Annotated in this window: 17 protein-coding genes and 2 pseudogenes; 8 read left to right on the forward strand and 11 right to left on the reverse strand. The window is 69.2% G+C overall.

Annotated elements, in window-relative coordinates; all coding sequences use genetic code 11:
* Positions 1-684 precede the first annotated feature (684 nt).
* The 5 genes and pseudogenes from AB0D27_RS21315 (at position 685) to AB0D27_RS21335 (ending at position 4,752) form a co-directional block, all read left to right on the forward strand.
* Positions 685-1,266, forward strand: coding sequence for an XRE family transcriptional regulator (locus tag AB0D27_RS21315; protein ID WP_362510901.1), 582 nt, complete (start codon positions 685-687; stop codon positions 1,264-1,266).
* 1 nt (position 1,267) lies between these two features.
* Positions 1,268-1,999: a helical backbone metal receptor gene (locus tag AB0D27_RS21320; protein WP_362510904.1), complete on the forward strand. Its 732-nt coding sequence runs from the start codon at positions 1,268-1,270 to the stop codon at positions 1,997-1,999.
* Positions 1,980-2,157: pseudogene (locus tag AB0D27_RS21325) on the forward strand (IS5/IS1182 family transposase); the annotation flags it as partial. The gene AB0D27_RS21320 and the pseudogene AB0D27_RS21325, both read left to right, overlap by 20 nt.
* A gap of 185 nt (positions 2,158-2,342) precedes the next feature.
* The gene (locus AB0D27_RS21330) at positions 2,343-3,530 is read left to right on the forward strand and encodes a hypothetical protein (RefSeq protein ID WP_362510907.1); all 1,188 of its coding nucleotides are present in this window, start codon (positions 2,343-2,345) and stop codon (positions 3,528-3,530) included.
* 322 nt (positions 3,531-3,852) lie between these two features.
* A complete protein-coding gene (locus tag AB0D27_RS21335) occupies positions 3,853-4,752 on the forward strand; it encodes a hypothetical protein (RefSeq protein WP_362510910.1) in 900 nt (299 codons plus the stop codon).
* 251 nt (positions 4,753-5,003) lie between these two features.
* Here the strand turns inward: AB0D27_RS21335 and AB0D27_RS21340 are convergent, their stop codons facing one another.
* From AB0D27_RS21340 to AB0D27_RS21360, 5 genes and pseudogenes are all read right to left on the reverse strand, one after another.
* Positions 5,004-5,423 (reverse strand): hypothetical protein, encoded by a 420-nt coding sequence (locus tag AB0D27_RS21340; protein WP_362510913.1) that lies wholly within the window; start codon positions 5,421-5,423, stop codon positions 5,004-5,006.
* An 82-nt stretch (positions 5,424-5,505) separates the two neighbouring features.
* Positions 5,506-5,855: pseudogene (locus AB0D27_RS21345) on the reverse strand (hypothetical protein); the annotation flags it as partial.
* A 253-nt stretch (positions 5,856-6,108) separates the two neighbouring features.
* A complete protein-coding gene (locus AB0D27_RS21350) occupies positions 6,109-7,719 on the reverse strand; it encodes a M48 family metallopeptidase (protein ID WP_362510916.1) in 1,611 nt (536 codons plus the stop codon).
* Between the two features lie 257 nt (positions 7,720-7,976).
* The gene (locus tag AB0D27_RS21355; protein ID WP_362510917.1) at positions 7,977-8,552 is read right to left on the reverse strand and encodes a hypothetical protein; all 576 of its coding nucleotides are present in this window, start codon (positions 8,550-8,552) and stop codon (positions 7,977-7,979) included.
* A 534-nt stretch (positions 8,553-9,086) separates the two neighbouring features.
* Positions 9,087-9,761: a hypothetical protein gene (locus tag AB0D27_RS21360; protein WP_362511015.1), complete on the reverse strand. Its 675-nt coding sequence runs from the start codon at positions 9,759-9,761 to the stop codon at positions 9,087-9,089.
* 232 nt (positions 9,762-9,993) lie between these two features.
* Between AB0D27_RS21360 and AB0D27_RS21365 the strand changes: the two genes are divergently transcribed.
* Positions 9,994-10,755: a hypothetical protein gene (locus tag AB0D27_RS21365; RefSeq protein WP_362510920.1), complete on the forward strand. Its 762-nt coding sequence runs from the start codon at positions 9,994-9,996 to the stop codon at positions 10,753-10,755.
* Between the two features lie 204 nt (positions 10,756-10,959).
* Here the strand turns inward: AB0D27_RS21365 and AB0D27_RS21370 are convergent, their stop codons facing one another.
* From AB0D27_RS21370 to AB0D27_RS21385, 4 genes are all read right to left on the reverse strand, one after another.
* On the reverse strand, positions 10,960-11,244 hold the full coding sequence (locus AB0D27_RS21370; protein WP_362510923.1) for a hypothetical protein: 285 nt from the start codon (positions 11,242-11,244) through the stop codon (positions 10,960-10,962).
* A 268-nt stretch (positions 11,245-11,512) separates the two neighbouring features.
* On the reverse strand, positions 11,513-11,956 hold the full coding sequence (locus tag AB0D27_RS21375) for a hypothetical protein (RefSeq protein WP_362510926.1): 444 nt from the start codon (positions 11,954-11,956) through the stop codon (positions 11,513-11,515).
* On the reverse strand, positions 11,956-12,618 hold the full coding sequence (locus tag AB0D27_RS21380) for a DUF6461 domain-containing protein (protein ID WP_362510929.1): 663 nt from the start codon (positions 12,616-12,618) through the stop codon (positions 11,956-11,958). The genes AB0D27_RS21375 and AB0D27_RS21380 overlap by 1 nt, the downstream gene beginning before the upstream one ends.
* A 12-nt stretch (positions 12,619-12,630) precedes the next feature.
* Positions 12,631-13,776 carry a TDT family transporter gene (locus AB0D27_RS21385; protein ID WP_362510932.1) on the reverse strand — a complete coding sequence of 382 codons (1,146 nt, stop codon included), beginning with the start codon at positions 13,774-13,776 and terminating at the stop codon, positions 12,631-12,633.
* Between the two features lie 70 nt (positions 13,777-13,846).
* On the opposite strand from AB0D27_RS21385, the gene AB0D27_RS21390 reads away from it, so the two are divergent.
* Positions 13,847-14,761, forward strand: a complete 915-nt coding sequence (locus AB0D27_RS21390; RefSeq protein ID WP_362510935.1) for a LysR family transcriptional regulator — start codon at positions 13,847-13,849, stop codon at positions 14,759-14,761.
* Between the two features lie 111 nt (positions 14,762-14,872).
* Here the strand turns inward: AB0D27_RS21390 and AB0D27_RS21395 are convergent, their stop codons facing one another.
* Complete coding sequence (locus AB0D27_RS21395; protein WP_362510938.1) at positions 14,873-15,583, reverse strand: gamma-glutamyl-gamma-aminobutyrate hydrolase family protein; 711 nt, start codon at positions 15,581-15,583, stop codon at positions 14,873-14,875.
* Between the two features lie 43 nt (positions 15,584-15,626).
* Positions 15,627-16,364 (reverse strand): FCD domain-containing protein, encoded by a 738-nt coding sequence (locus AB0D27_RS21400; protein ID WP_362510941.1) that lies wholly within the window; start codon positions 16,362-16,364, stop codon positions 15,627-15,629.
* Positions 16,365-16,441: 77 nt separating this feature from the next.
* Between AB0D27_RS21400 and AB0D27_RS21405 the strand changes: the two genes are divergently transcribed.
* Entirely contained in the window at positions 16,442-17,800 is a 1,359-nt protein-coding gene (locus AB0D27_RS21405) for a glutamine synthetase family protein (RefSeq protein WP_362510944.1), read from the forward strand.
* The last annotated feature ends 8 nt before the right edge of the window (positions 17,801-17,808 follow it).

A 17,808-nucleotide genomic window follows, 5' to 3' on the forward strand; every position in this document is an offset into this window, starting at 1 on the left:
CACCGCCGGTGGCTGCGTTCTGGCGTACAAGAAGGATCCGGACAACCACATCGCCGTACGCGGATATGCCGATCTCGACGCCCTGCCGGCCGGGGAGGCCGACCACGCGATCACCGGCCATTTACCGCGCGGTGCCCCACGGATCGCCAACTGCGCGCCATTCCCACCGACTTCACGACCTGGCACACCGAACCCGACTGGCGCCTCGACAGCAGCCTTCAGGCCTGGGGACCGTGGCCAAACAGGCGACCGCTCGCTCCTCGAACTCGGCGGCGGCGAACTGGTGTTGACAGAGGGGCGGCGGTGGCGCAAGGACATCGGGAGTCGGCGGTCGTCCGCCTGCGATCCCGGGCCCGGGCGGGCCGACCGGCCGGCCTCGCGCACCCACGGCGCCAGCCGGTCCTGCGCCGACCCCTCGGCCACCCTGCTCACCGGCCCGGACGGACATCCGGCCCCCTTGGTCAGCCATTTCCTCCCGCGGGAGGGGCGGGCGCCGGGGGAGTCGGGGCGGCTCGTCCAGTGGCGCGAACTGTAACCCTGGCACACCTTCGATGTGACAGCGATGTGACGGGTGCATGAAACGGTTTGCCGAACATGCGTAGGGTGCAAACAACTCATCAGAAGTAGTGGGCCGAAGAACCCAACCATCCGGGTACCGACGACGCGAAGGAGGGAGCCGGAGCGATGGGCGACCACAAAGAACAGCCCCTTCGGGTGGGCGCCGCCGTCCGGCGGCGGCGCCGGGCACTGGAGCTCACCCTCGCCGTCGTGGCCCAGCGCAGCGGCCTGTCGGTCCCCTTTCTCAGCCAGGTCGAGAACGAGCGGGCCCGGCCCAGCAAGAGTTCCCTGGAGAGAGTCGCCGACGCCCTCGGCACCACCGCCGTCGAGCTGCTCGCCGCGGCCGACCCGGCGTGCAGCGTCGATGTCGTGCGCGCCGAGGCGGGCGCCGAGTTCACTCCCGAAGCCCATGTGCGCCCCCTGGTGCGCGGTCACCACCAGATGCACGCCACCGAGTTCGTCGGCGACCACGACGAGGGGCGCGAACTCCAGCACCGCAACGACAAGTTGATGTACGTCGCCGACGGCGCCGTCGAGGTCGAGGCGGAGGGCCGCGCCCACCGCCTGGGGCGCGGAGACACCCTGTATCTGACGGGCGGGGTGCGCCACCGGTGGCGGGCGACCGTGCCGGACACCCGAGTGATCGTCGTCGAGGTCGCCGACCACATCGACGCGGTGGAGGACCGGCACGGCGTCGGGCGGCGCTGACGTGACGCGTGTCGTCTCGCTCGTGCCGTCGCTGACGGAGGCCGTGGCCGTCTCGCTGCCCGGCGCCCTCGTCGGCGCGACCGACTGGTGCAGCCATCCGGCGGATCTGGACGTCGTACGGATCGGGGGCACCAAGAACCCCAAGGTCGACCGGATCGTCCGGCTCGCCCCCGACCTGGTCGTCGCCAACGAGGAGGAGAACCGCGAGCTCGACCTGGCCGCGCTGCGGGAGGCGGGCATCGAGGTGCTGGTCACCGAGGTGCGGGACGTGCCCGGGGCCTTCCGCGAGCTGGAGCGGATGCTGGGCGCGTGCGGCGCGGACACCCGTCCGCGCTGGCTCGACGAGGCGGAGGCGGCGTGGGCGGAGCTGCCCGCTCCCGACCGCCGTACGCGCGCGATCGTGCCGATCTGGCGGCGGCCCTGGATGGTCCTCGGCCGGGACACCTTCGCCGGGGACGTACTGGCACGACTGGGCGTGGACAACGTGTACGCGGGCCACGACGAGCGTTATCCCCGCATCCCGCCGGCTGAGCTCAGAGCGGCGGCCCCGGATCTCGTGGTCCTGCCCGACGAGCCCTACCGCTTCACCGCCGCCGACGGCCCCGACGCCTTCGAGAACGTGCCCTGCGCGCTCGTCGACGGCCGTCAACTCACCTGGTACGGACCCTCGTTGGCCGAGGCTCCCGGCCGGCTCAGCGAGGCGCTGCGGCAAGCTGCCTGCCGGGCAGCGTGACGTCAACTTCTCCCATACGCGGATACACGCACTCTTGGCGAGCAGGCCATGACCACGCTGAACGGTGGCGCCAATCGCGGGAACTCCGCTGCAGCCCACCCCGCATCACCGACATGGTGAAGGCCGTGCTCGCCGTCCACCTCGCCACCTCTGGCTGATGTCATCCCGCGGCAGCCACCAAGATCCTCATTCCGGCCTCGGTGGTCCCAGCCCGAAGGCGAACGCAAGGCGGAGGAGGCACCGGACGTGCAACTGTTCGGGATCGGCAGGAGTCTAGCGATCGAAGGGCTGTTCTCCTGGAAAACACCGTCCGTTTGCCCGCGTTCCAACAGAGGTTGTCTCCATGCCGATGCCCCCGCACAACCGTCGCGCCTCCCGTGCCGCTGTTGCCGCCCTCGGCGCTGCCGGCCTGATCGCGCTGGCCGCGGCTCCCGCCGCCTTCGCCGATGAAACCGCACCCGAATTGGTCATTGGAGGCATCGAGCCGATCGGCGGGGTGAAACCGGGGAGCACCTTCGATCTGCCGGTCACCGTGGCGAACAAGGGCACCGGAGCCGCCGAGAAGGTGTGGGTCACCTACTCCGTCACTCGGGGACTCGACTTCGCGGAGGTTCCTTCCAACTGCCGAACACAGCACGTCCGGCCCTACGACGAGATGCCCGAGAGGTGGACCGCGGTGTGCGCGTTCGACCAGGCGGTGGAGCCGGGCGTCGTCTACACGCCCGACAGGCCCCTCCGTGTCCAGGCACTGGACCGCGCACTCAACGACGAGCTGCGCCTGCGTGTCGGGGAAGACGATCCGGGGGTGGACGACAACGGCACTGCGCCGGTGGTGGGAACCGCACCGGCGGTGAAACTGGTCGAAAGACAGGCTGGGGGCGAGGGGTCCGCGCAAGTCGTCGATGTGCCCGTCACCTCCGTCAACACGGCCGACTACCAGGTGACGGGTGCCGTGTTGAAGGGGAGCGTCGGTGAAACGGCGCCGATGAAGGTGGAGTTCACCAACGCCGGGCCCGCCTGGGTCATGACCAAGGTGGGGGAGCCGTCCGTCAGGGTCATGATAACGCCGCCTGCCGGAACGTCGGCCGTCAAGACCCCCGGGTACTGCAAGGCCAAGGGCGAGGCGTACGACTGCGGCACGAGTGAGCGCGCTCTCTACGAGGGCGGCCGACTGACCTACACCTTCGAGCTGAAGATCGACAAGCGGGTGGCGCACGCCACGGGCTCGGTGGCGCTGAGCACCGAGGCGCGGCCGTTCGACCCCGACAAGGCCAACGACAAGGCCGACATCACGCTGGACGTCACGGGTGGGGGGCCGACCGGCTCGACGGGCAGCCCTACCAGTGGCTCGGGCGGATCGGCCGGCGGGTCGTCGTCGACCGGCGACGACGGGACGACGGCGAGTGGCGGCAACCTGGCAGAGACCGGGTCCTCGGCGCTGCCGATCACGGGCGTGGCTGCCGCGGCCGTGGTCACGGGTGCGGGCATGCTCGTCATCGTGCGCCGCCGCCGGGCCCGGAGCCTGAGCTGACGACCGTCCGACGCGACCGGTGGTACCCGCCCCGAGCAGCTGGTCCGGGACCTCCGCGCTGCCTTGATCGGTGGCGCCTCAGGCGGTTCCCGGTTCCGAGCGACTTGTTGAAAGGCGCGCACGACTCCCGTTGCCGGCGACGGCCTGGAGTCTGTCAGCGCGGCTTGCTGATCCACGTCAAGCCGCGCTCACAGACCTTTGCGATCCTCCGGCATCCACGGATGTCATCACGCGCCGACCCAGGCGAAGAACGCACGAGAGGACGCGCAACCGTCCGGCTCACTCATGTGTCTGTTGTACACCGCATGAGATCAGGAGAGGCATGGCCGATCGCTGGGACGTTCCGCCCGTGGGCCCGGGCACCGCGCCCGAGAAGTGGTTGCTGCGCGTCGGTGTCGTGGGCCTCCTCATTGCATCCCCGGGCGCGGCGGTGGGTTACTTCGAGGGGTTTCAGGACGGCACGGAGGCCGGTGACTTCGCCTGGGTCATGATCTTCTTCGGCGGCCTGTTGATGGGCGTCACGGCATGGGTCGGCCTGCTGCGCAGGCTGGATCCCGAGTGGAGGAGGGAGCGTCGCCGCAGGACCGCCGTCCGACGTTCCCGGCAGGCGCCCCTGGCTGCCGCGGAGCTCACCCATGAGGCCCTCCTCGAAGCAGCTGTGCGCTCCATGACCGAGGCCGTACGGCCGCATCCACCCACACCCGTGACCGACAGCCGGGGGCGGTTGGTCTGGTGGCGTAACCGTGACCTGCTCACTGCTTTCGGCCTTCCCGGCATAGCTGTTTCGATCGGCGTCACGGCGCTTGTCGGGTTCGGCGGTGTGCTGCACATCTTCGGCGCGGTCGGCCGCGGGTGGTTCTTCCTCGTAGGCTCGGCCTGCGGCCTGGTGGCCCTCGTGTTCGAAGCGCGGCTCGCCCGCGGTCTCGCCCGCGTGGCCGTCAGTGAGCATGCACGCGTGATGCGCTGGCTACTGCTGTGCGAACCGGTCGCGGGCGAGGCCTACTTGGTGCTGTACAGTGCCGAAGGCGACCCGGACGAGGCTCCGCCGATGCTTCTGCAGCTCGCCAAGAAGCGGCAGGCACGACGCCTCCCGTCGGCGGGCCTCGCGGACGTCCACGGCCTGCTCCGTCCCGTCACCGTGCTCGTGCCGTGGATCGACGGCTCACCTGTGTGGACCCGCCACCCCGTGACCGCGCTCGACTTGACGACTGAGCGCGGCTGACCTACCTCAAGGGATCCGAGACCCACGGCCAGTAGGCACTCTTCGCGAGCGGATCCCGGCGGGGCTGGGCACACAGCAGGGCTCCGGGGAATCGACTCGCTTCACCTCCGCAGTCCCAGTTGCGAAGTGGTTGTGAAAGCAGGTTGATGACCCATGTCAAGGCGTGCTCACAGACCTTTCGAGGACCTTCTGACTTGGTTTCGCCCGAGGCCCCTGGTCAGCTTGCAATTGTTGGAGACCGACGTCAGGCATCACGGTGTGTAGTAGGCGGCGTACCAGGCCGAGTACCTTGCGGCAGAGAAGTCTTCGAAGTCGCCGGCCGCTTCACAGCGGAGCAGTCGTTGCAGCGCCGCTTCGGCTTCGGGTAGGTGCTGGCTCGCCAGGTACGCCTTGGTCCTGGCCAGTCCGCTTCCGCACAGCAACTGAATGTCGATCGAGCAGTCTGCGTCCATGCTGGCGGACTTGGCCTGCCAGATGAGTGGCACGTCTTCGAGAACCCCGGCGTTGAACAGCTGTACGCAGCACAACTTCATCAGCTCCGTGTCACCGTCTCCCTGCGCACGCTTCTCCAGCCGGGTTTGTGCGGTGAGCAGAGCTCGTACTTCGTCGAGGTTCGCCCCGGCGGGGAGCAGGCCGTAGCGGTGCAGGCTCTCTTCTTCGTCCATCGCCATGCTCTCTCAGTGGGAGCGGACACAGGTCGTTCTGGATCACGCCAGCCGATCTTCGTCGTATGCGACCCGCAGTCTGGTTCGGTCAGGCTTCGGCGCTGTCGGCGTGGCTGTGGTCCGTCCTGCGTGTCCACAGTGAAATGTCGCTGCTCGTCGCTACGGCGATAGTCTGCCTGGAGGGCGAGAAACCGACCGCGCGGAGTTCGGAGTAGCAGGAGTGGAAGATGTGCCACCACCGCTCTCCGTGTGGACCGGCATGGGGCAGCCCACCGTCGCGAGACAGCAGGACACGATCATTCCGCCAGGCTGGGGTGACGGCGGGTCCAGAGTCCAACCGTCTGCGGTGGCGGTGTGAAGCCCTCCACCGAAAAGCCCTGCGATGTGTACGCGGCTTCCGGTGATCGGCCCCAGTCCGGGGCAGGACAGGTCGGCAACATCGCCCTTGGAGCGGTCCCAGCTCCTGGGAGGATCCGCGAACCCTGCGCGATATCCGCCTGTCACGATGACGGCAGGCCCCATCCGTGCGTTCACCGGTCCTCGGCCTTCGTCGTCGGCGACGAGCAATGGTCTGTGAACGCGACTTGACGACTCATGTCAAGGCGCGTTCACAAACCATTCGTCGAGCTGAAGCGGACTTGGATCGTTCCGTCGACCAGCGATCGTGACCGGCCGCCCGGCCGAACGGCGACTATGCGGAAACGCAGTGGGGGCTGGCGAGCAGGGCGCGCAGCGGGGCGGTGTTGGGCGTGTCGGCGACGGCGGCGTCGATGGCGTCGTCCATGCCCTTCTCCCACGACTCGGGCAGAATGAGTCCAGGCTGCCCCGACCAGGCGATGTCCGGTTTCGCGTATCCGGACTCGGCGAGGCGCAGGTGGACCATGCCCGCGAGCCCGTCGAAGACCTTGGGCCGAATGAAGTTGCGGGCTGACGGCCCGGACAGTCGCGCCGCCTGATGCGGCTTGGGCATGCGGTCGGCGACCGCCATCCACAGCAGGCCGCGGTCGAACGCGTCGAGTATCTCTTCCAAGGCGGGCAACTCGTTGTCGGCCACTGCTTCGGTCGTGGCAGTTCGGTGTACGGTCGCCGTCTTGCCTGCGCCTTGCGCCGATGAGCGAAGCGCCCTGGCCACGGCGACGCGCAGCGGCCGGGACCAGTCCTCGGCATCGGCGACCGCGCGGGCCATGACGAGGTCGTCCCAACTCATGCGCCGTAGCCGCGCCGCCTCCTGCGACAGCGTGCGCGCCTCCAAGGCGACGAACACCCGGTCCAGGTCGTGCAGCAGAGTCAGCGCGGCCGGCTCGTCGGTCGCCTTATCGGGCTGGCCATCGGTGGGCAGCTTCTCGATCAGGGCGATCCGTTCGGCTATCGGCGGGTGTGAGTCGTACTGGTGCGGCCGCGGCGCACGCTGCCCGGAGGAGAGCAAAGCGAGCCGCTCCCCGGTTCGGGCGGCGAGCAGTCGACGGAATCCGCCGTGCACCTCGCCCTCAGGCGGTAGCGCTCCCAGCGATCTACCCATCGCGGCGTACGTCTCCAGGTAGTGGGCGTATGCGGCGGCGAGCACGGGAAGGACGCGCAGTGCAGCGGCCGTCGCGTCACGGCCCGCGTGCCGGGCGGCCGTCCGGTCCGCGGCAAGCTCCTGGTGGCGAGCCACGGACTGCGAGGTCCGCAGGAACATCCGGGCGTAGCCGACGTACAGGGCACCAATCGCGTGATGGAACTGAGTGCTGCCCTCCTGGAAGACCTCCACCGTGTGCAGTAGCGCTTCCCGGCCGCGCATCGTGACAGCGCCGAGCCGGGTATCGAGGTTGCCGTAGTGCCCGAACTCGTGGGCGAGGACGGCGCGCAGCTGCGGGACGGTCAGCCCGCCGAGCAGCGGCAGGCCCAGCAGCATGCGGCGTCGTCCGGACAGCAGGCCCAGCAGGCGGCTTTGTTCGGCGACCCCCGCGTTGACCTCGGCGACCAGATAAACCTCATGTGGCGGCCGTTGCCCCGTTACTTCGGCGGCGGCTTGTATCTGTCCCCACAGTTCGGGCTGTTCCTGTGGCGTGACCGCCACCCCGTGTGGCACCGGGCCCAGACGCCCGGCCCGTAGAAAGGCGAAGAGACCCCGCAGAATCGCCGCCGCCAACAGGACGGTGACGGTCAGAACCATGCCTTCGAACCAGGCCGCCCGCGCGGTGAACAGCCGTGTCATCAGTAGCCAGTCGAGCACCGCGAGGGCCGACAACAGAACGACTCCCAGCAGATGGAAGCCGACCAACAGCGTGAACGCACGGGCTGCGCGCAGCCGAAACGACATCGAAAAATCCCCCAGCCACACGGTTCAACCAGCCCGAATGGGCCAAAGGCGCTCGCGGATAGTACCCCCGCAGATCACCTACGGTGTGGAAGCGAACCCGAACCTCAGCGCTTGGGCTCGGACGACTCCAGCACCGGTGATGCGGTCTGTGAACGCGGCATGGTGGCCCACGTCAAGCCGTGTTCACAGCCCTTTCCTTTCAGAGATGTTCAGGCTGGCCACCCGTGGTCGTGCGCCTGATGGTGCTGTGGGCAGCATCAGCCGCGTCGCTGCCACCAGCGCCGCTTCGTTTCAGCCGCCCGAGGATTGGCTCCGGCCCCGTCAAAGGCTGACGTGGTGTTCGGGGAGAAGGCGCCCAGGGCGGGGGCAATCGTGTGGTGATCGTCGGCGGGCAGCATCACCCCGACGCAGACGAGTTTGAAACTGTTCCCGGTGAGGGGAGCGCCGATGAACACCGGAGCACCCACGCACCCTTGTGGCAGGTCTCCGATCCAACGGATGCTGCCGTTGCTGGTACGACTGACCTGGCCGACCACGACAGCCTGCTCCCGGGCACCGTCCCCGGCGGCGAGGTGGCCCAGCAGATAGGCCGCGACCGGGTACTCACGCAGGCCGACAATGTCCTGTTCGGTGGCCGCGATGCCGTCGGTAATCTCGTCGGTCGTCCAGCGCCACCCCTTGCGAGCGCCGTGTGCGTGCAGTCCGGTGGTGGGCATGACCGCCACCCCCAGATCGCCGAGATGGATCCACCCCTCCGCGAAGTCGATCATCATCAGCTTCTCTGCGCTCATCACAGGTGTGCACAAGTCCGGGCGCAGGGTGAACTCGGCCATCTTGACTCTCGCCGGCTCGCTGGCGGTCGCGAGGTACTGCCGGATGACCTCGCCTTCGGCAGTCGTCTCCGCGAGTTCGTTGAACCAGAAGGCTGTCGCGTGTTGTTCCTCCCGATGGGCTCGCTGGAAGGAAGCGTCGAGCGGCCGGCGTGACCAACTATCGCGTCAATAGTCGCACCAGGAAGATCGGGCAGGTCGGACACAGTTCGAGAGGCTAGCGCACGGTCGTGGACACCCACCGAGCAGGCCGGCGAACAGCATGAGAGCGGGGACCTTTGGCGAGCCGACGCGTCCCCGCCCCGAGGCGGACCTCGCGCGCCCACCCGTCCTCGGCCTTCGTCGGCGTCGGCGTCGGCGTCGGCGTCGGCGTCGGACAAATGGTCTGTCAACGAGGCTTGATGACCCATGTCAAGCCGCGTTCACAGACCTTTGCATCGACGCCGGTTACTCGCCGGTGCGAGGTTGGCCGATGCGGCGGTGGACTGGATTCGGTTCGACGGCTGAGATGGCGTGGCCCCACTGCCGTCCTTGCGGTCAGGTCTCGGCACTGCAGATTTGGCTGGTGCTGGTGTTCGCTCCACGGGTCCACAGGGTGAGGTCGCTGCTCGTCGCTACGGCGATCGTTCGGCCGGAGGGCGAGAAGCCGGCTGCGCGGAATGTGGAGTAGTCGGAGTGGAAGATGTGCCACCACTCCTCTCCGTGCGGGCCCGAATGCGGGATACCGCCGTCGCAGGACAGCAGGACTCGCTCGTTCGGCCAGGCCGGGGTGACGACTTCCAGGGTCCACCCGTCTTCGGTGGTGGTGTGCAGCCCGCCGCCGAACAGCCCGGCGATGCGTACGCGGCTTCCGGCGATCGGCCCCAGCCCGGGGCAGCACAGGTCGGCGACTGCGTCGGGGGTGCTGTCCTCAGGAGCGGGGTCGCGTTCCCTTGCGATCTTCTCTCCGGTGACGGCGTCGAAGAGACCGTGCCCGTCGTGCGAGACGACCATCACCAGATCGTGGCCGCTATCGGGGTCCGTCGCGAAGCCGACGCCGAGCAGTCCGCCGACAGGGACGCCGTACTCGTACTCGAAGACGGGCCGCCAGGGTTCGGGCGCGGGTACCACAGGGGCCGCGAGAAGCCGGTTGCGCATCGCCCGCTGGTAGGCCGAGAGTTCCGGCTCGTGCTCGGACTGTCCGACCGGGGGCGTCTCCTTAGTCCACTTCATCACGGGACCATGATCCTCGCCTCGACAAGCCGCCCCGAAGGCAACCTGGGTCCACCGCGCAGGCACGGGTGGATGCGGTCTGTGAACGCTGCTTGATGATCCACGTCAAGCCGCGTTCACAGTCCTTTCTCCACCTCCGTTCCACCGAGAGCTCGGTCCTCTGGTACTGATCTGGGCACGCAAGCAGGCGGCGCAACTCAGAGCTACTTCAGGGAGTGCACCCGGAACGTCTGTGGCGACACGGCCCGAGTCCGTTGTTGACCGATCGATAATCGCGTGTCTGTTCAACCTGACGTTGTCATGGTCCGCCATTGTGGGTACGGACATTCACGGCGGCATCGAGTTTCGTCATCCCGGCGTCGACACCGACTACTACGACGGCGAGCCGTGGGTGACCGCCATGGATCTTTGGCCGCTGTACGACGAGACCGACTACGCGGCCTTCGCTTGTCTCTTCGGAGTGCGCAACTACGCGGGCTTTCAGCCCCTCGCCGCGGGCCGTGGGCTTCCGGACGACCTGTCGAGCGGGATGCGCTCGCAGTTGGGTCCCCTCGTCGCAACGGGCGATCTGGACGGCGCGAGCTGGGTCAGCTGGGCGGAGCTTGCATCGATCGATCACGCGACCGTTCCCGATCTCCGCACCGGCCGGCTGACCTGGCACACGAAACCGCTGCCATCGGTGCGGCATCGACAGTTCGTGGACGATCCGTGGCCGGCGGAAGTTCTGTCCGCGGTGGGCGTGCCACCCGCGGGCGTGCGGAGCGCGACAGAACGCGTGGAATGGACCACCGGAGAGATGGTCTGCACGTACGAACCGTTGACCGTTGGCGCTGTCCTGGGTCCTGATACGCACTGGCCCCATGTCTTCGCCGTGATGAGGGCTCTGGCGGGCCGCTTCGGGATGAAGGCGTTCGCCTGGTCGTGGCATTCGACTGACGTCGCGGAGCATGACTCTTACAGCGCGGGGACGCCGGTAGTCCCGCTCACGAGCTGAACCGCACCCGGCGGCTCTCCCCAACCACGCCGGCAACGTGGATGGGGTCTGCGAACGCGGCTTGACGATCCATGTCAAGGCGTGTTCACAGTCCTCTTTGCGGCCGACGCACCTCGCGGGATCAACGCGGTGAAGGGCGACCATGTGGGCACTGCAGGCCGGTACAGCGTTGGAGGCCATCTCATGTGGCTGGTCCGAACGCTGTCATGCGGAAGCCACCACCTCGCCGGACATGACCTGGGGAGGGTTGGGGAGCAGTGACGCAAGGTTGTCCCGCACGAAGTCCGCAGCCCTCGAGATCGATTCCTCGGCACCGGCCTGGTCCTGGAAGACGCTGGTCGAGACCATCACTCCGTCCCCGGTATCGATCCAGTAGTAGGCCACGAAGCCGGAGACCTGGCGCATGAGCGGCACGAACCCCTCGTTCACGAGACGTGCCGCCTCAGCCGAATCGGCCACCCCTTCGTACCGCCGGACTGCTGCGTACATCGTCAAGCTCCTCACGGCGTTCTGGGTTCGTCCTCTGCTGAGACGTCGTACCCCTGCGACGGCTGCCTGGCTCATGAGGCGTACGGCAATCACCTGAAGGGCTGCCTTGGGGGATCCGAACGGCGGCCGCAGGCTCTGCGCACGTCTGCCACGAGAGGGCATCGACATGGAGTAGAGCAGCCTCGGCCGGTGGCTGCCGCAGCACAGAAGAGGCTGTGAACGCGGCATGACGACTCACGTCATGCGGTCCCGCTTCCTGGCATAGGCGTCACCCCCGGCGGCGGAACCAGCGACGGAGGTGAGTCGATGCGTCCGTCAGCCCGAGCGCAGCGCCGTAGAACGCGATGCTGTCCTCGGGACCATTGCGGAACCGTTTGGTCACGCGCTGGACGGGCCAGATGATCGAACCGTCCGGCAGGCGGAGGGCGATGTTCATCTCGGCAGTCGGGCCGTCGCCGTCCGCGGCCCATGCACCGCCGAGGGCTTGCCGGACGGTCTCGCCGACGTAGGTGCCCAGGGCGAACAGTCTTGGCCCCAGACCTGTGGCGAGGAGTCCGCCGGCCACCGCAACCCCGTGGTCGCTGTGCTCGTCCATGAACCGCTCGACATCTGGGAGGCTTCCGGGGGTGAAGTCGGCTTTGTAGCCGGAGCTGTTGAGGGCGCGGGCGATCCACTGGGCGCTCGTGTGGACGTCGTCGATGCGGGAGCTCATCACGCGCTCACCTGATCTCCGTGCTTCCGCAGACGAAGGTGGTGTCCTGTTGGAGTTCCGGCGTGATGCGCACGCCCGTCAGGTGCTGCCGGCGAGGGCGAATGCTGCTTCCATGGCCAGGGTTCTGCGGTGTCGGAGGTCTCGTCCCCGAACTGGAAGCCGCTGTGGTGCATGGCGTCCAGGAGTTCGTCAGGGGTTGTTCCGCATCGGCGGTCGGGGAGCCCGGGCTCGAACATCAGGCGCTTCGCTGTGTCCTCGGCCCAGAGGAAGGAACCGAGTCCGTTGATGTTGACGAAGTGCGAGACCCAGCGTGTTCCAGCGGATGCCGGCAGAGCCTTGTCTTCGGTGACGCAGAGACAGCCGTTGGGCTCGATCAGCAGGGTCCAGTCGCCGACGGTGGTCATGGCCATGAACTGCCGAGCAGGGTCCGAACGGCCGAGGAGATCGAAGGCCGCGTCCACTATCGCCGCCGAAGCGCTCTGCGAGCCGCACGTAGTCGGCCGCAGTCGCAGCCATGACCAAGATCCTCGCTCACGCCTCTGACATCGGCCGGAGTCAGCCGGAGTCAAGCCGCTGAAGCCGTCGGCGGAGCGGCGCGGTCGTCGCTGGCAGCGGACCGGGCACCTGCATGACCAACGCGGTGAGGGCTGGAGGCGCGACACAAGAGGTTACTTTCAGCGAGGCGCTGCGAGCAGCTCGCCGCTGAGCAGACCGCGGGCCGTGCGGACGGCGGCCACCGACCACGCGGCCACCAGCAGCACGTACAGGGCGATCGCCAGCCAGTCGTAGGCGACGACACCGGTGTGCCGGGCCAGCGCCTCGGCGCCGGTCACGCAGGTCCCCACCGGGAAGGTGAACGCCCACCAGGTCATGGTGAAGCCCATGCCCTGGCGGCGGGCCCGCAGCACCATCGCGGTGGCCAGCGCCAGCCACAGCAGCGCGAAGCCCATCACGGGGACGCCGTAGAGAACGGCGAACATCCCGAAGCCCTGCTGGTACGGGGCGGGCAGCACGCCCGGCGCGAAGTCCGCGAACTTGCCGACGGCGGTGGTCGACTGGCCCAGCGGTCCGAGCACCAGGAACAGGGTGGGGGTGAGCGCGAGCGGCAGCGGGCCGGTGGTGATGAGCCGGGCGAAGACCATCGGCAGCATCAGGAAGGTGGCCAGCAGGCTCAGCCCGAACATCGCGACACAGGCGAGCAGGAGCGTCTCCCGGGGCTGACCGGGAGGCAGATGGGGGACGAGCAGGGGGCCGAGGGCGGCGGAGACCATGGGCGCGACGAGGGGGAGGATCCATACGGGGGTCGCCTGGCCGGGTTCGATCCGCTGACGGGCGACCATGAGGTACGGCACGCCCACGGCGGCGACGAGCCCGATGACCGTACCGACGGTGAACAGCACGGCGTCGACGGCGACCGCCGCTCCCGTCCCGATCCAGTCTTGCCCCACGACCAGGGTGCTGCCGCCGACGGCCAGCAGGGCCATGGCGAGGGCGCCGTAGAAGGGCGCCATGCCCGGGTCGAGGAGGTGGGCGCGGGCCTGGTCGCGGTGGTACGTCCAGTGCAGGGCGCGGGCGGCGAGCAGGGCCACGAGCATCGCCAGCGAGAGGGCCCATACGGCGGTGCAGGCGGTCCGCAGGCCCGGGAGGCGCCCGGGGAGTCCGGCGCCCGCCGTGGCCACGATCGCGGTACCCATCACCGAGGCGTACCAGTTCGGACCGAGGTGCCGGACGGCGGTGGCGCGCGGGGTCTGCCTCGTGCGGGAGCTTCCTGCCTCGGGGAGTGTCCCGGGGAGTGTGGGGGACTGGGCTGCAGTGACCATGTCTCCACGGTCTCGCCGGCCCGCGCTGCCCACCAGGGAGCATGGTTCTATGAGGGCATAAGCTGGATTTATGAGTGAAAGGGAAGGGTCGGCCGGGATCGCGCACCGGGTGCCGGACCTGGGGGCGCTGGAACTGTTGCTGGCCGTGGCGCGGCTCGGCAGCCTGGGACGGGCCGCGCGCGGACTGGGGATCACCCAGCCCGCGGCCAGCAGCCGTATCCGCTCCATGGAACGACAGCTGGGGGTGGCGCTCGTCGACCGGTCGCCGACCGGGTCCCGGCTCACCGACGAAGGGGCGCTCGTCACGGACTGGGCCCGGCGGGTGGTGGAGGCGGCCGAGGCGTTCGACGCGGGGGCGCAGGCGTTGCGGGACCGGCGTGACTCGCGGTTGCGGGTGGCCGCGAGCATGACGATCGCGGAGTATTTGCTGCCGGGCTGGCTGATCGCGCTGCGCGCGCAACGGCCCGACACGGCGGTGTCGCTGCTCGCCGGGAACTCGGCGGCCGTCGCCGAGCGTCTCCTCGCCGGCGAGGCGGATCTCGGCTTCGTGGAGGGGCTGTCCGTCCCGGCGGGTCTGGACTCGGCGGTCATCGCCCGGGACCGGCTGATCGTGGTGACCGCGCCCGGGCACCCCTGGGCGCGGCGTCGTTCGCCTCTCGGCGCCGCGGAGCTGGCGTCCACTCCGCTGATCCTCCGCGAGGAGGGCTCCGGCACCCGTCAGGTCCTCGAGACGGCACTCGGCGGGCTCGCCCGCCCGCTCATCGAGCTCTCCTCCACGACGGCGGTCAAGGCTTCCGCGGTCAGTGGCGCCGGGCCCGCCGTCCTCAGCGAACTCGCCCTCGGCGAGGAACTCTCCGCCCGGCGCCTCGTCCCCATCCCCCTGGCCGGCGTCCAACTCGACCGCGCGCTCCGGGCCGTCTGGCCCACGGGCCACCGCCCTACTGGGCCGGCCCGGGAGCTGCTGTCGCTGACGCGGGGGGTGTAGCCGCAGGAGGGTTTCTCGCCCCCGCCGCCCCTGCCCTTCCCGTCCTTGGGGGCTCGGTCCCAACCCCGGCTCCTCAAACGCCGGCGGGGCTGAAATCAGCCCCTCCACCGCTCAGGAAGCGGCTCGGACCAGGGCGTGCATGACCCGTACGTCCTCGCCCATCTCCGGGTGCCACTGGACGCCCAACGCCCAGGAGGGGCGGGGGAGTTCGATCGCCTCCACGGTGCCGTCCGCCGCGTGGGCCGAGGCGAGCAGCCCCTCGCCGAGACGGTCCACCGCCTGGTGGTGGTACGTGGGCACGGCGGACGACTCCGGTACGACATCGGCGTACAGACTGCCCGGCACGGGTGTCACCTCGTGCCGTCCGAAGACCCCGACATCCTTCACATGCCCGTCGAGGTGCTGGACGAGCGTGCCGCCGAGGGCGACGTTCAGGAGCTGCATGCCCCGGCAGATGCCGAGGAGCGGGGTCCGTGAGTCCAATGCGGCCTGGATCAGGGCGAGTTCCCAGGCATCCCGCTCGGGTGCGGGCGGCCCCGTACGAGGCGAGCGCTCGGCGTCGTAGCGGGCGGGGTCGACGTCGGGCCCGCCCGCGACGACCACCCCGTCGAGGCGGGCGACGGTCTCGGCGGCCCGCGCCGGATCGTCCGGCGGCAGCATCGCCGCGAGCCCGCCCGCCCGCTGCACGAGTCGCGGATAACCGGCCGGCAACAGCGCCGCCTCCAGCTCCCACACGCCCCAGCGCGCCCCGGACTCCAGATACGTACTCACACCGATCAGCGGCCGGCTCACGCTGCCTCCCTCGCTCCTCCAATGGAACATACGTATACCTTTGCGGAGCTGAGAATCCACCTCTCGTCAGGCATCACGTCAGGAACCCCCGCAGCAGCGCCGCCGTGCCCGCGCAGTGCTCCCGCATCATTTCCCGCGCCCCGTCCGCGTCCCCGTCGAGCACCGCCTCGACGAGGGCGGTGTGCTGGCGCTGGGAATGCTCCAGGTTCCTTACCAGCAGGGGGATGCAGTCGAGGAGATCGTTGACGGAGGCGCGGACGGCCGCGTACTGGGCGGCGAGCGAGGGGGAGCCGCACAGTTCCGCGAGGGTGAGGTGGAGCATCGTGTCCAGGCGCCGGTAGTCGGCCAGCGGTGCGTCGTGCGTACGGGCGAGCGCCTCGCGCAGCCGGCCGGCCTGGCCGTCGTCGAGTCCGTGGGCGGCGCACAGCCCGGCCGCCCCCACTTCCAGAACCTCCCGGAAGCGCAGTACGTCCTCGATGTCGACCTCGGCGACCCGGCGCCGCAGCTCCTGCTCGCCGGGCGCGTCGGTCCTCGGCACCACGAATGTGCCGCCGTACCGGCCGCGCCGCGACTCGACCAGGCCCTGGTCCTGGAGCACCTTCAGCACCTCGCGCAGCGTCACCCGGCTGATCCCCAGCCGCTCCGCCAGCTCCCGCTCGGCGGGCAGCCGTTCGCCGCCCGGCACCAGGCCGAGCCGGACGACCTGGAGGATCTGCTCCAGCGCCTCCTCGAAACCGTTGCCCGCCCGCACCGGCCGCAGCACCGGCGTCAGCCGGTCGTCCACCCCGCCCTCGGGTTCCGCCTGTGCCATCCGGTCGTGCCCCCTTCCCAAGCAATGGTTCTCGGCAATACCTTATGGCTCTCGGCTGACCCAAGGAGGCTTTTCCGGTGGCAGACCGCACACCCCCGCTCGCCGTCGAGGAGCTCCATGCCCTCGTCGCGGGCGGCGAGATCGACACGGTCGTCCTGGCCTTCCCCGATATGCAGGGGCGACTCCAGGGCAAGCGGTTCGCCGCGCGCTTCTTCCTCGATGAGGTCCTGGAGCACGGCACGGAGGGCTGCAACTACCTCCTCGCCGTCGACACCGAGATGAACACGGTCGACGGGTACGACATGTCCTCCTGGGACCGGGGCTACGGCGACTTCGCCATGCACCCGGATCTCAGCACCCTACGGCGCGTCCCCTGGAACGAGGGCACCGCCCTGCTCATCGCCGACCTCGCCTGGAACGACGGCTCCCCGGTGGTGGCGGCACCCCGGCAGATCCTGCGCCGCCAGCTCGACCGCCTCGCCGAACTCGGCTACACCGCCCAGGTCGGCACCGAGCTCGAGTTCATCGTCTTCAAGGACACCTACGAGCAGGCCTGGGACGCCGGCTACAAGGGGCTCACCCCGGCCAACCAGTACAACATCGACTACTCGGTGCTGGGGACCGGGCGAATCGAGCCGCTGCTGCGCCGCATCCGCAACGAGATGCAGGCCGCCGGCCTCACCGTCGAGTCCGCCAAGGGTGAGTGCAACCCCGGCCAGCACGAGATCGCCTTCAAGTACGACGAGGCCCTCGTCACCTGCGACCAGCACGCCATCTACAAGACGGGCGCCAAGGAGATCGCCTCCCAGGAAGGCGTCTCGCTCACCTTCATGGCGAAGTACAACGAGCGCGAGGGCAACTCCTGTCACATCCACCTCTCGCTCGCGGACGCGGACGGCGACAACGTCATGGCCGACGGTCACGACATGTCCCCGGTCATGCGCCACTTCCTCGCCGGGCAGCTCGCCGCGCTCCGTGACTTCTCGCTCCTGTACGCGCCCAACATCAACTCCTACAAGCGCTTCCAGCCCGGCTCCTTCGCGCCGACCGCCGTGGCCTGGGGATACGACAACCGCACCTGCTCCCTCCGCGTCGTCGGCCACGGCCGCTCCATGCGCTTCGAGAACCGGCTGCCCGGCGGTGACGTCAATCCGCACCTCGCCGTCGCCGGACTCGTCGCGGCCGGCCTGTACGGCATCGAGCAGAAGCTGGAGCTTCCCGAGGCGTGCGCGGGGAACGCGTACACCGCCGACTACGCCCACGTCCCCACCACCCTGCGCGAGGCCGCCGAGCTCTGGGAGAACAGCCCCATCGCCAAGGCCGCCTTCGGGGACGAGGTGGTCGCGCACTACCGCAACATGGCGCGCGTCGAGCTGGCCGCCTTCGACGCCGCGGTGACCGACTGGGAGCTGCGCCGCTCCTTCGAACGCATGTGAGGCCCTCC

Source organism: Streptomyces sp. NPDC048415 (genome assembly GCF_040651675.1).
In the GTDB taxonomy this organism is placed as follows: domain Bacteria; phylum Actinomycetota; class Actinomycetes; order Streptomycetales; family Streptomycetaceae; genus Streptomyces.